Source organism: Tabrizicola sp., assembly GCF_031377265.1.
Taxonomy (GTDB): domain Bacteria; phylum Pseudomonadota; class Alphaproteobacteria; order Rhodobacterales; family Rhodobacteraceae; genus JAUYQR01.
This window is the reverse complement of sequence record NZ_JANMET010000197.1, coordinates 1-12210: the sequence shown is the minus strand read 5'-3', so window position 1 is coordinate 12210 and position 12210 is coordinate 1. Positions and strand designations below refer to the sequence as shown.

Here is a 12210-nt window from a genome sequence, read left to right as displayed (position 1 = left end):
CTTCCAGCATTCCAGCACCGGCATTCCCGCAATCGGGCTGTTCGGGTCTTCCTGCGCCGCCGGGTTCACGATGTCATTGCTGCCGATCACGATGGCCACGTCGGTACTAGGGAAATCCTCGTTGATCTCGTCCATTTCCAGCACGATGTCGTAAGGTACCTTCGCCTCGGCCAAGAGCACGTTCATGTGCCCTGGCAACCGCCCCGCGACCGGATGGATGGCAAAGCGCACCGTCTTGCCGGCGGCCCTGAGCTTGCGGGTCAGCTCGCTCACCGATTGCTGCGCCTGCGCCACCGCCATCCCATAACCCGGGATGATGATGATGCTGTCGGCATCGTTCAGCGCCGCAGCCACGCCTTCCGCGTCAATTGCAATCTGCTCACCGGCAATTTCCATTGCCGGGCCCGTGGTGGTGCCAAATCCACCAAGGATCACGCTGATGAACGACCGGTTCATCGCCTTGCACATGATGTAACTCAGGATCGCGCCCGACGAACCGACCAGCGCCCCGGTAACGATCAGCAGATCATTGCCCAGCGTGAAACCGATCGCCGCCGCCGCCCAGCCCGAATAGCTGTTCAGCATCGACACCACGACCGGCATGTCGGCGCCGCCGATCCCCATGATCAGATGATAGCCGATGAAGAACGCCAGCAGCGTCATCAGCGCCAGCGCCCAGATGCCCGCGCCCTGCGTGTAAAGCACCAGCAAAACCACACAGCCAATCGCCGCCCCGGCATTCAGCAGATGCCCACCCGGCAGCTTTTTCGCCTTGCCATCCACCTTCCCGGCCAGCTTGCCAAAGGCAATCACCGATCCGGTAAAGGTCACAGCACCAATGAACACGCCCAGAAACACCTCTACCTTTAGAATGGCGATCTCCACCCCGGTTTTGTGTGCCAGAACCCCGGCAAAACCGGTCAGCGCGTCACGCGCCGTCGCATCCATCGCCGTCACCCGGCCAAGTTCCAGATCGGCGTTGAACCCGATGAACACCGCCGCCAGGCCGACAAACGAATGCAGCGCCGCCACCAGTTGCGGCATTTCCGTCATCTGTACCTTGCCCGCCACATACCAGCCCGCGACCGACCCGATGGCGATCATCGGCAGAACCACCCAAAGGTTGCTCACATCCGGGCTGAGCACCGTCGCCACCACAGCCAACGCCATGCCCGCAATGCCATACCAGACCGCGCGCTTGGCGCTTTCCTGGCCCGACAAGCCGCCAAGTGACAGGATGAACAGAACTGCCGCCGCGATCCCCGCAGCCGAAACGATTCCCAAACTCATGGCAGCCCCCTCACGACTTCTGGAACATGGCGAGCATCCGGCGTGTTACCAGAAAGCCCCCCACGATGTTGATGCTGGCGATCAGCACCGATGCGGCAGCAAGGATCACCACCAGCCAGTTGCCCGACCCGATCTGCAGCAGCGCCCCAAGGATCACGATGCCGGAAATCGCGTTGGTCACCGCCATCAGCGGCGTGTGCAGGCTGTGGCTCACGTTCCAGATCACCGAAAACCCGATGAAGCAGGCCAGCGCAAAAACGATGAAGTGGCTCATGAACGCGGCGGGCGCGTAAGTCCCCATCAACAGCATCAGTGCGCCACCCACCACAAGGATACCCACCTGATTGCGGGTCTGCGCCTTGAAGGCCGCAACCTCCTTGGCGCGCTTCTCCACCGGGGTCAGTTCGCGCGCCTTTTCTTTCGGTTTGGCCGCCGCAATCGCCGCAATCTTTGGCGGTGGTGGTGGATACGTCACCGCCCCCATATGTGCAGCCGTCGCGCCACGGATCACGTCATCTTCCATGTTGTGGGCGATCACACCGTCTTTCTTTGGTGTAAGATCGGTCAGCATGTGCCTGATATTGGTCGAATAAAGCGTACTAGCCTGCGCGGCCATCCGACTTGGGAAATCGGTATAGCCAACCACGGTCACGCCATTGTCGCTGACAATCTTCTGATCCATCACCGTCAGATCGCAGTTGCCGCCACGTTCCGCGGCAAGGTCAACCACCACCGATCCGGGCTTCATCGCCGCCACCATATCGGCCAGCCACAGCTTTGGCGCAGGTCGCCCCGGGATCAGCGCCGTGGTGATCACGATGTCCATCTCAGGCGCCAGTTCGCCGAACTTCGCCAGTTGCGCTTCGCGGAATTCGGGCGATGACGGGGCGGCGTAACCACCGGTCGCAGCGCCATCCTGTTTGTCGTCAAACTCGAGGAACACAAAGCTTGCGCCCATGCTTTCGATCTGTTCCGACACTTCCGGGCGCACATCAAACGCATAGACAATCGCACCCAGCGACGTCGCGGTTCCAATCGCCGCCAATCCGGCGACGCCAGCGCCCACGATAAGCACTTTGGCGGGCGGCACTTTACCTGCAGCCGTCACCTGCCCGGTGAAGAACCGGCCAAAGTTCGACCCGGCCTCGATCACCGCACGATAGCCCGCGATATTGGCCATCGAAGACAGCGCGTCCATCTTCTGCGCCCGGCTGATCCGCGGCACCATGTCCATGGCGACCACGGTCAGGTTCTTTGCTGCAGCCGCCGCCAGCAGGTCGGGGTTCTGCGCGGGCCAGAAAAAGCTGATCAGCGTCCGGCCATCCTTCAGGGTCGCCAATTCGGCAGCTTCCGGGCCCCGCACCTTCACGATCACATCCGCATCGGCAATCAGCGCCTTTGCCGAAGGCAGCACCACCACCCCCGCCGCCGCATACAGCGCATCAGAAAACCCGGCAGCCATGCCCGCCCCGGTCTCGATGCAGCACGCATGCCCCAGCTTCATCAATTGCGTTGCGGAATCGGGGGTCATCGCCACCCGGTTCTCGCCCGCGAAAATCTCTTTCAGCGCCCCGATCTTCACTGTGCTTCCCCGCTCTGCTTGCCACGCTTCCGAAACCGTTGTTTCGACTTAACACCGCGCAACAATATTTCAAACCCTACATATGTGCTGCGCGCAGGTCGGTCACTTGCGCCCGAACCAGCGGTGCACGCGCTGTGCCCAAAGATCAAACTCCGGCCCGAAGCCGGCCGTCAGGCGCGCCTCTTCGTCCTTGATGAAACGCGTCTGAATGATCCACGCAAAGACCGCCACCAACGGCAGCGCCAGCGCCGCATCCCACCACAAGATCGCACCGGTCAGAATCATCGTGTCAGCAAGGTAAATCGGGTTGCGGCTATAGCCGAACACGCCGCTGGTCACCAACGCGGCGGGATCGCGTCGCGGAATCACCGTTGTGCGCGCCCGCGACATGGCCCAGATCGCCGCCGCCATCAGCGTCACGCCCAGACCCAAGAGCACGCTGCCAAAGCACACTCCCGCCGCCCCGAACAGCTTCAGCGGGATAAAACTGATCGCCCAGGCCAGCGCCAGATGCGCAAGCAGCCAAACCGGCGGCAGATCGATGGCAGACAAAATCGGGCGCATGAGGAATCCTCCCTGCGCCCGATCTAGACGGTTCAAGCCTGCAACTGCAAGCAGTCAGCGCCCGTATGTGACGGTAAGTTCGGCCTTCTGCAGCGCCATCGCATTGGCGTAGAACCCGACCATCGCGCCCGAGGACGCTCCGTCAAGTGGCAGCGTAGCCTCCGGCATTGCAAACACCGTAAAGACATAGCGGTGCGGCGCTGCACCTTCAGGCGGGCAGGCCCCGCCAAACCCAGACGCGCCGAAATCGGTCCGCCCCTCAACCGTACCTTGCGGCATCCCGGCCGGACTTGCGCCTTCGGCCAAGGCCGTAACCTCCGCCGGAATATTGGCGACAGTCCAGTGCCACCACCCCGAACCGGTCGGCGCATCGGGGTCATAGGCGGTCAGGATATAGCTTTTGGTGCCCTCCGGCGCGCCGGACCACTGCAGCGCGGGCGAAAGGTTGCCGCCACTGCAGCCAAAAGCGTTGAACACCTGATCGTCTGGCAAAACACCGCCCGCTGCCATGTCGGGCGAGGTCAGAACCATGTCTGCCATCGCGGCAATTGGCGCGCAGGCAAACAAAGCGACAAGAAAGGTTGGGCGGATCATCGGGTGGCTCCTTCAAGGGTTGCTGTCGGTACCCTAACCCTTCAGGAATGCCCCGCATGTGCCGGGCCGATCATTCTTGCGCCCGCACCGCTCATCTTAGGCCCCGGATCGCCCCCGGCGTCACGCCAAACCGCGCCCGGAACCGCGCCGCAAACCGCGAGGGCGAGGCATAGCCGACATCGCCCGCGATCACGCCCACCGGCAGGTCCGTCGCTTGCAACAGCGCCAGCGCCCGGTTCATCCGCTGATCCGCCAGCAGTGCCGAAAGCCCCACCCCAAACCCCGCCAGCCTGCGCCGCAAGGTGGCCTCGCTCATTGCCAGCACAGCCGCGATTTCCGCCGCCCGCCAATCGTGGTCCAGCGCTGCGCCTGTGATCTGGCGCACCCGGTCCGGCAATGCCGGCGGTGCCAAGGGTGGCAACCGCACGCCCGCCGCATCCAGCCACAACAGCACCTCCAGCACCGCATGATCCCGCAAGGATTGCGGAACGCCCGGGCTTCGTTGTGCCGCCAACGCCCGCTCGAACGCCGCCAGCGCCCTCGGATCGTTGCTCCACGGCGCAGCGCTGGTCCCTCTCGGGCAGGCCAGCGCATCTGCCACCATGATCCCTGTCGCCCGGTACAGCCCCCCCGCCCCCGGATGGTTCTCAACATCCATCGGTTGGCCCGCAGGCATCAACGCCAGCGCGCCTTCCGGCACCTGCGCCTCTATTGCCCCGAGCAAGACCTTGCGCCCGCTCTCGACCCGCAGGATCACTGGCACTTCGCCAATCACCGCGCGAAACTGCGCCCGCACCGCCTGACGCAGCAGCACCACTCCCGGCGCGAACGGGTCCGCCCGGGCCGGATCGGCGACGCCAAGGTTGGCCACATGCTGCATGTCACCAGCCTCGCAAAACGCCTTGCCACGCGCAACCGGCAATCATTTCAAGCTTGAAATTATAGCGCCCCGCCGCCATAACCTTTGCAACCCAGAAGGATGCCCCGATGTCCACTGATTTTGCCGCCACCAAACGCCTGTTCCAGTTGCCCGAAGGGGTGGTCTATCTTGACGGCAACTCACTGGGGCCGTTGGTAAAAACCGCTGCCGCTAGGGTGGCGAAGGTGATTGAACGCGAATGGGGCGATCTCTTGATCACCGGCTGGAACAAGGCCGGCTGGATGGATCAGCCCGGCCGCGTCGGCGACCGCATCGCCCGGCTGATCGGTGCGGCCCCCGGCAGCGTGGTGATGGGCGACACCCTGTCGATCAAGGTTTACCAGGCCCTCGCTTCGGCGCTGGAGATGTCCCCCGACCGCCGCGTGATCCTGTCAGACACCGGCAACTTCCCCTCCGATCTGTACATGGCCGAGGGCCTTTGCCGCACCCTTGGCGGGCGCTATACGCTGAAGACAGTCGCCCCTGAAGAGGTGATGTCCGCCATCGACACCACCGTCGCCGTGACCCTGATCACCGAGGTGGACTACCGCACCGGCCGCCGTCACGACATGGCTGACATCACGAAACGCGCACATGAAATGGGCGCGCTGACCGTCTGGGACCTCGCTCACAGCGCGGGCGCTTTCCCCGTGGACCTTGCCGGTGCAAAGGCCGACTTTGCCGTTGGCTGCACTTACAAATACCTGAACTCCGGCCCCGGCGGCCCGGCCTTTATCTACGTGGCCCCCCAGCACGCTGAAACCGCCCGCCCCGCGCTGTCTGGCTGGCTCGGCCACGAAGCGCCCTTCGCTTTCGATCTCGCCTACCGCCCCGGTGCGGGGATCGAACGGATGCGCGTCGGCACCCCGCCGGTGCTGCAACTTGCCGCACTAGAAGCAGCCCTTGATGTCTGGGACCAGGTTGATCTGAACGACCTGCGCGCCAAATCCCTTCGCCTGCAGGACCAGTTCATCAAAGGCGTGGAAAGCCGCATTCCGGGCCTGGCCCTTGCCACCCCCCGCTCGCACCTGATGCGCGGCAGCCAGGTCAGCTTTCGCCACGCCGAAGGCTATGCCATCATGCAAAACCTGATCGCCGAGGGCGTGATCGGCGACTTCCGCGCCCCTGACATCCTGCGCTTTGGCTTCACGCCGCTGTTCATCGACGAAGATGACGTGGCCCGCGCAGTGAACACGCTTGCAAAGATCATGGATTACGGAACCTGGGACCGGCCCGAGTTCAAGAAACGCGCAAAGGTGACATGATGATCCGCCTGTGGACCCCCTCGACGATGCCGCAACCCGCCTCGCGCTACAGCCAGCTGGCGCTCGCCGAAGGTGCCACGCGACGGTTGGAAATCTCCGGCCAGGTCGGCATCCACCCCGACGGCACCATTGCCACCGGCCTTGCGGCGCAGCTGGATACCGCGCTCGCCAATGTCGATCACGCGCTTGCCGCCGCTGGCATGACCCGCGCGAACCTGATGAAGATCACCGTCTACCTCACTGAAAATACAACCGAAGCCGTGACCACCTACCGCACCCGCCGCGACCTGTGGGTAGGCGCCACCACGCCCCCGGCAGCCACCCTCCTGATCGTCGCCGGCCTCGCCTCGCCCACGCTCTTGGTCGAAGTCGACGCCATCGCCGCGGGCTGACCCGATGGTCACAACGATCCGCCCCTATGTCGCCGATGACTGGCAGGCTGCCGATCTGGTCTACTACCGGGCGATCCGCGAAGGCACCGGCGATATCTACAGCGAGGCCCAACGCATCGCCTGGGCCCCTGACCCGATCCTTGGCGACGACACACCCGACAAGCTGCTCGATCAATGGTGCTGGGTGGCCGAGGCGGAAGGCCGCATGACCGGCTTCATGTCGCTCTGCCCCGACGGCCTGCTCGACATGGCCTTCGTCATTCCCGAGGCGCGCGGCGATGGCACCGCCGCCACGCTGTACGACACACTGATCGCCAAAGCCCGCGCCGAGACCCTGCCCCGCCTGACCGTCATAGCCAGCCCCTTCTCGCACCGCTTTCTGCTCAAACGCGGCTGGCAGGTCGACAGCGATGGCCCCGAGGTTCATGATGGCCAGACCTATCACCTTTACCACATGTCGCTTGACCTCCGCCTGCACCCATCCCACCGCTGAAAGACGCCGCCAATGTCCACAGCCCGTGCGCTTTTGATCTACCTGATCCTGACCCAACCGGCCACTGCCGAAACCGCTGCTGACCGCTTTGCCCCCAAGCGCGGCCTCAACCTCGAGCTTTGGGTCGAATGGCTCAGCCCGGATGAAATGGTCACGCGCCCGGGGTTTCTCGATGTGTTTCCCGACTGGCGGCGCCATGTCCCGCCGGATGCCGTGGCCGGGCTTGCGCAAGCCGGGTTCGATTTCGTCCGTTTGCCGATCGATCCCGCGCCGTTCTTGCGCCTTGGCCCCGGGCCCGCGCAAGACGCCCTGATCGGTCAGGTGGTTGACACCGCAATGCTGATCCAGACGGCGGGCCTCAAGGTCATCGTCGATCTCCACTCCATCCCGCGCCAGGACGACCCATCGGGCACCGAAGCCATCGTCACCGATCCGGCGGCGCTCGATGCCTACGCAACCCTCGTCGGCCAGCTTGCCGCACGGCTGCACGGGATGGACCCCGACCAGACCGCGCTGGAGCTTTTGAACGAGCCGACCCATGATTGCGGCCTCGCGTTTGAACCCGATCAACAGAAATGGCCAGCACAACTCACCCGCCTGCATGATGCCGCGCGGACCAATGCGCCGGACTTGCCTCTGGTGGTGTCCGGTGCCTGCTGGGGCGGTGCGGACGGGCTTCTGGCCCTCGACCCCGGCCTCCTCTCCGACGACAATCTGATATGGAGCTTTCACAGTTACGGCCCCTTCTTCTTTACCCATCAGGGCGCGGGATGGAGCTTTGGCCCGCATGTCTATTTCGCCCAAGTGCCCTATCCGCCCACAACGATCACCGATGAAATGGCCGCAACGCTGGTGCAGGATGCCTCCGCCCGCGCCGCCGCCGCTGGTCAGGTCACTATCACCAAAGACGCGCTGGCTGCCGAACTTCAGGCCTACCGTGACCTTCCCGTCGATGCCGTGTCCGAAGACATCGCCCGCGTCGCTGACTGGGCGGATGCGCATGGCGTGCCGCGCCACCGGGTCCTGCTGGGCGAATTCGGCGTGATCCGCGAGAACGGCGATGGTGTCGACGTGCCGCTTGCCAGCCGCGCGGCGTTTCTTGACGCCAAGATTGGTGCTGCCGAAGCCGCGGGTTTTGGCTGGGCGATCTACAGCTGGACCGGCAGTCTGGCCATCGCCGATGACCGGACCTACAAGATCATGCCCGGTTTTTGCGCGGCACTCAGGCTGACCACATGCTGACCCGCCCGCCGCTGCCTGCCCTTTGCCGCCCCGCTGCTTGGGTCTGCCTCTGGCGGCGCATCGGCCCGCTTTCCACCCTTGCCCGAAAGACCCCGCTCCTCGCCTGATCCCCCAAATCACAGAGAGAGCGACCATGACCACATGCCCCTTCAACCCAGCCGATGACGGTGCCGAAACCGCGTTCGACGGCCGGATGTCTTACGGCGATTACCTTCGCATCGACCAGATCCTCGATGCCCAGCACATGCTGACCACCGCGCATGACGAAATGCTGTTCATCATCCAGCACCAGACCTCGGAGTTGTGGATGCGCCTGGCCCTGCATGAACTGGACGCCGCCCGCCGCGCCATCGCCGAAGGCCGCGCGCCCGAGGCGTTCAAGATGCTGTCCCGCATCAGCCGCATCTTCGAACAGCTGAACAACGCGTGGGACGTGCTGCGCACCATGACCCCGTCGGACTACACGCATTTCCGCGATGATCTGGGCCAGTCCTCGGGCTTTCAGTCCTGGCAATACCGGCTGATCGAATACGCCGTCGGCAACCGCAACCTTGCGATGCTGCGCCCGCACGCGCACCGCACCGATCTGACCGCGCGGCTAGAGGCGGAACTGGCCCGCCCCACCCTGTATGACGAGGCGTTGCGCCATCTGGCCCGCTCCGGCCTGCCGGTTCCGCAAGACATCCTGACCCGTGATCTGCGCCAGCCTTGGGTGTCGCATGATGGTGTGCTGGCGGCGTGGGAAATCGTTTACCGCGATCCGGCTACCCATTGGCAAGCGTATGAGCTGGCCGAAAAGCTGGTGGATTTCGAAGATTACTTTCGCCGCTGGCGCTTTAACCACGTCACCACCGTCGAACGCGTGATCGGTTTCAAGCGCGGCACCGGCGGCACCTCGGGGGTGGCTTACCTGCGCCGAATGCTGGATGTGCAGCTGTTTCCCGAACTTTGGCAGCTTAGAACCACACTTTAATGGCCTTTTCACGCGCCCGTGATCACATTCCGCACCCTCCACGGTTTGACGGATCACCTGCGCTCGTCTACCGTCTCACAAAGCCGTTTTCGCGGACATTCGTTCGCGGACCTTGAACAAGTGAGCCATTGAATGCGCGACTCTGCTTTTTCCGTTCTGCGTAAAGGGCCCGCCGTTGCGGTCGGTCTGGCGCTGCTTTTGCTGACTGCCTGCGTCGACCCAACCTTGTCGACCGCCACATCCGGCCAGCCGCCGCTGCCCAAGGCCGAGGAAAACGTCTATGTAGCCTCGATGGATCAGGGCATCGCGATCCCGGCCCTGCCGGTTGAAAAAATCCCCGAAGCCTACCGCCGTCAGGTCGTTGAATACGCCACCGAACAGGCCCCCGGCACCATCATCATCGACCCGTCCAAACGGCTGCTCTACTACGTCCTGAACAGCAAGAAGGCGATCCGCTATGGCATCGCCGTCGGCAAGGCCGGGTTCGAATGGTCCGGCGAGGCTGTGGTTGCCGAAAAGAAGACCTGGCCCACCTGGACCCCGCCGAAAGAGATGATCGCACGCAAGCCCGAGCTTGCGAAATGGGAAAATGGCCAGCCCGGCGGCCCGACCAACCCGCTTGGTGCGCGCGCGATCTATCTGTTGTCGAACGGCGTTGACTACGGCTACCGCATCCACGGCACCCCGGAATGGAACTCCATTGGCCGTAACGCCTCGTCTGGCTGCATCCGGATGATCAACCAGGACGTGATCGATCTGTTCGCCCGCGTCAAAGGCGGCGAAAAGGTCATCGTGCTGACCGCTGCGGGTGAGATGCCGAAGGGCCTCTTCATTCCAAAGCCGCCGGCCGTGAAGAAAAAGGTCACACCGGCTCCGCTCCCGGCTCTCGTCGTGCTGCCGCCACCGTTGATCGCGGTGGCTGCTCCGGTGGCCGTGGTTGCACCAGCCGCCGCCCCTGCCGTAACACCAGCCGCGACGACTGCCCCCGCCGCAACCCCGGCACCGAAGTGCACGGTGGGGCTGGTCAACGGGGTCTGCCCGGAGGGTAAGGCCACGCCCTAATGTGGTTTTGGAAGTCAAAGAAATTGGCGAATGACGATACGGCCAACGGGGGCCGTATCTCTATAACCGCATTTCGGTTGACCGATGACCGTACTTTCAAACTCTTTTTGGTTGGTGAAAGTAATTATCAGGGCGCGCTTCGTAGCATATCGGGCGGGCACCAAGAAGATGGCGTTAAAGTCGAAAAGCTGGCCCTGCTTGTCCCCGAACCGGCAAACAATTTCGACAAGAACGCCGTGTTCGCAATGATCGATGACAAAAAAGTTGGTTACCTGTCACGGGACGACGCAATCGAATTTCACAAGTCTATGAAAGGCGTTGGGAAGTTTGGGCAAATAGCCGCCGTAGATGCTCTTATAAACGGCGGCTTTACCAAGAAGGACGGTACTAAGGCGCACTTTGGGGTTCGGCTGGATTTGTCTTTTCCATTTAAGAAGTAAGGGGATTCTTCCAAAGCATTGCACCGCCTATAGCCAGCGGTCGTAATCGCTGACCAAAAGATGCGTCGGCGCGACATCTTCCTCGATCTCGGCAAAGCGGCCAATCGGCTCGCGAAAGATGTTGTCGGTCAGATCGTCGTTCACCGTGCTGACCTCGCCGATCAGCACATCGCCGCCCTCGCCCCAGAACGCATGCCAATCGCCCGGCATCAACGTCACACTTTCGCCCGGCGCCAGCTTCAGCTTGTCGCCCGGCGCATAGGGCCGCTCGATCCCGTCGCAGCGCACCACGCCGCCCTTGTCCCAGGCAAAGCCGCCCTTGTCGTCCGACCCGTACAGCTCTACCACCAGCGTCGCCCCGCCCCGATTGATGATGTCCTCGGCCTTGATGACGTGGGTGTGCATCGGGCTTAGCTGGTCTTGGCGGCTGATCAGCAGCTTTTCGGCATAGCACATGCCGCCGCCACGCTGCAGATCGGCCAGCTCGCCGTTGCGCAGGGTGAACAGGAACAGCCCCAGCGCATCGAACTTGCCCTGTCCGTAATCCGTGATGTCCCAGCCACAGCGGCCAGTGATCACCCGGCGCGCCCGGCCCGCATTCGCCTTGAACGCCTCAGGCGACCAGTAGGCAAAGGGTGGCAGCACAAAACCGTACTGGCGGATCATCTCATCCGCCGCTGCATGATCTCGTTGATCCGTGATCGTTTCATTCTGTCCCCCATTTTCCGGGGCACTATAACGATTACGGCGGTCCGCTCAACCGCGTCTTGAACCAAAATCGCCCCGTCAGCATCGCCCCCGCCCAAGCCAACGCCACCAGCCAGCCGATCCAGACCCCCGCCGGACCAAACCCCCACCACTGCGCGAAAGCCCAGCCCAGTGGCAAACCAATTGGCCAATAGGCGATCATCGAAACCCCCGCCGCCCAGCCCGCATCCGACAGCCCGCGCAGCGCACCCAGCATCGTCGATTGCACCCCGTCAAACAGCTGCATCACCGCAAACACCGCCATCACTGTCGCGGCCAGCGTGATGACCTCAGGGTCGCGCACGATCAGACTGGCCATCCAATACCCGCCAAACCCGAGCAGCAGCGCCGATCCTGCCAACCACACCGTGGCCACCGCAAGGGCTGCAAAGGCCACCGGCCGCACGGCATCCCGGTTACCCGCACCGCTCACCTGCGCCACCCTGATCGCCACCGCCCCCGCTGCCCCCAGCGGCACCATGTACAACAGCCCGCCGACCGACATGGCCACCTGATTGGCCGCCAGCGCCAGCGCCCCAAAGGTGCCGATCATCATCGTGCCCACCGCGATGGCCCCGGTCTCCACCAGATACATCACCCCCATCGGCAGCCCCTCGCGCGCCGTCATTGCCATATCCGTCCATGAC

The 12210-nt window shown here is 63.5% G+C and carries 13 protein-coding genes and 1 pseudogene; 7 read left to right on the top strand and 7 right to left on the bottom strand.

Annotated elements, in window-relative coordinates; translation table 11 throughout:
- From RMO18_RS11410 to RMO18_RS11390, 5 genes are all read right to left on the bottom strand, one after another.
- Window positions 1-1290 (bottom strand): NAD(P)(+) transhydrogenase (Re/Si-specific) subunit beta (locus tag RMO18_RS11410; protein ID WP_309666030.1); only part of this gene is annotated, 1290 nt, incomplete at its 3' end.
- 10 nt (window positions 1291-1300) lie between these two features.
- Window positions 1301-2872, bottom strand: a complete 1572-nt coding sequence (locus RMO18_RS11405) for a Re/Si-specific NAD(P)(+) transhydrogenase subunit alpha (RefSeq protein ID WP_309666029.1) — start codon at window positions 2870-2872, stop codon at window positions 1301-1303.
- Between the two features lie 102 nt (window positions 2873-2974).
- Window positions 2975-3436, bottom strand: a complete 462-nt coding sequence (locus RMO18_RS11400) for an isoprenylcysteine carboxylmethyltransferase family protein (protein WP_309666027.1) — start codon at window positions 3434-3436, stop codon at window positions 2975-2977.
- Window positions 3437-3490: 54 nt separating this feature from the next.
- Window positions 3491-4030 (bottom strand): YbhB/YbcL family Raf kinase inhibitor-like protein, encoded by a 540-nt coding sequence (locus RMO18_RS11395; protein ID WP_309666026.1) that lies wholly within the window; start codon window positions 4028-4030, stop codon window positions 3491-3493.
- Between the two features lie 91 nt (window positions 4031-4121).
- The gene (locus RMO18_RS11390; RefSeq protein WP_309666024.1) at window positions 4122-4952 is read right to left on the bottom strand and encodes an AraC family transcriptional regulator; all 831 of its coding nucleotides are present in this window, start codon (window positions 4950-4952) and stop codon (window positions 4122-4124) included.
- Between the two features lie 65 nt (window positions 4953-5017).
- Between RMO18_RS11390 and kynU the strand changes: the two genes are divergently transcribed.
- From kynU to RMO18_RS11355, 7 genes are all read left to right on the top strand, one after another.
- Window positions 5018-6214 (top strand): kynureninase, encoded by a 1197-nt coding sequence (kynU, locus tag RMO18_RS11385; RefSeq protein ID WP_309666023.1) that lies wholly within the window; start codon window positions 5018-5020, stop codon window positions 6212-6214.
- Window positions 6214-6606 carry a RidA family protein gene (locus RMO18_RS11380; RefSeq protein WP_309666022.1) on the top strand — a complete coding sequence of 131 codons (393 nt, stop codon included), beginning with the start codon at window positions 6214-6216 and terminating at the stop codon, window positions 6604-6606. Before kynU ends, RMO18_RS11380 begins: the two co-directional genes overlap by 1 nt.
- A gap of 4 nt (window positions 6607-6610) precedes the next feature.
- Complete coding sequence (locus RMO18_RS11375; protein ID WP_309666020.1) at window positions 6611-7099, top strand: GNAT family N-acetyltransferase; 489 nt, start codon at window positions 6611-6613, stop codon at window positions 7097-7099.
- Window positions 7100-7111: 12 nt separating this feature from the next.
- Window positions 7112-8341 carry a cellulase family glycosylhydrolase gene (locus RMO18_RS11370; RefSeq protein ID WP_309666019.1) on the top strand — a complete coding sequence of 410 codons (1230 nt, stop codon included), beginning with the start codon at window positions 7112-7114 and terminating at the stop codon, window positions 8339-8341.
- A gap of 133 nt (window positions 8342-8474) precedes the next feature.
- Window positions 8475-9314 carry a tryptophan 2,3-dioxygenase gene (gene kynA / locus RMO18_RS11365; RefSeq protein ID WP_309666017.1) on the top strand — a complete coding sequence of 280 codons (840 nt, stop codon included), beginning with the start codon at window positions 8475-8477 and terminating at the stop codon, window positions 9312-9314.
- Window positions 9315-9446: 132 nt separating this feature from the next.
- Complete coding sequence (locus tag RMO18_RS11360; RefSeq protein ID WP_309666016.1) at window positions 9447-10376, top strand: L,D-transpeptidase; 930 nt, start codon at window positions 9447-9449, stop codon at window positions 10374-10376.
- A gap of 77 nt (window positions 10377-10453) precedes the next feature.
- Window positions 10454-10816: a hypothetical protein gene (locus RMO18_RS11355; protein WP_309666015.1), complete on the top strand. Its 363-nt coding sequence runs from the start codon at window positions 10454-10456 to the stop codon at window positions 10814-10816.
- A 27-nt stretch (window positions 10817-10843) separates the two neighbouring features.
- On the opposite strand, the pseudogene RMO18_RS11350 reads toward RMO18_RS11355, so the two are convergent.
- Window positions 10844-11526 (bottom strand): annotated as a pseudogene (locus RMO18_RS11350) (D-lyxose/D-mannose family sugar isomerase).
- A 32-nt stretch (window positions 11527-11558) separates the two neighbouring features.
- Window positions 11559-12210 (bottom strand): MATE family efflux transporter (locus RMO18_RS11345; protein WP_309666014.1); only part of this gene is annotated, 652 nt, incomplete at its 5' end.

Bases quoted from the DNA above. Each gene is read 5' to 3' on its own strand.
- RMO18_RS11400 (WP_309666027.1), bottom strand. From the start codon at position 3,436: ATGCGCCCGATTTTGTCTGCCATCGATCTGCCGCCGGTTTGGCTGCTT.
- RMO18_RS11395 (WP_309666026.1), bottom strand. From the start codon at position 4,030: ATGATCCGCCCAACCTTTCTTGTCGCTTTGTTTGCCTGCGCGCCAATT.
- kynU (WP_309666023.1), top strand. From the start codon at position 5,018: ATGTCCACTGATTTTGCCGCCACCAAACGCCTGTTCCAGTTGCCCGAA.
- RMO18_RS11380 (WP_309666022.1), top strand. From the start codon at position 6,214: ATGATCCGCCTGTGGACCCCCTCGACGATGCCGCAACCCGCCTCGCGC.
- RMO18_RS11375 (WP_309666020.1), top strand. From the start codon at position 6,611: ATGGTCACAACGATCCGCCCCTATGTCGCCGATGACTGGCAGGCTGCC.
- RMO18_RS11370 (WP_309666019.1), top strand. From the start codon at position 7,112: ATGTCCACAGCCCGTGCGCTTTTGATCTACCTGATCCTGACCCAACCG.
- kynA (WP_309666017.1), top strand. From the start codon at position 8,475: ATGACCACATGCCCCTTCAACCCAGCCGATGACGGTGCCGAAACCGCG.
- RMO18_RS11360 (WP_309666016.1), top strand. From the start codon at position 9,447: ATGCGCGACTCTGCTTTTTCCGTTCTGCGTAAAGGGCCCGCCGTTGCG.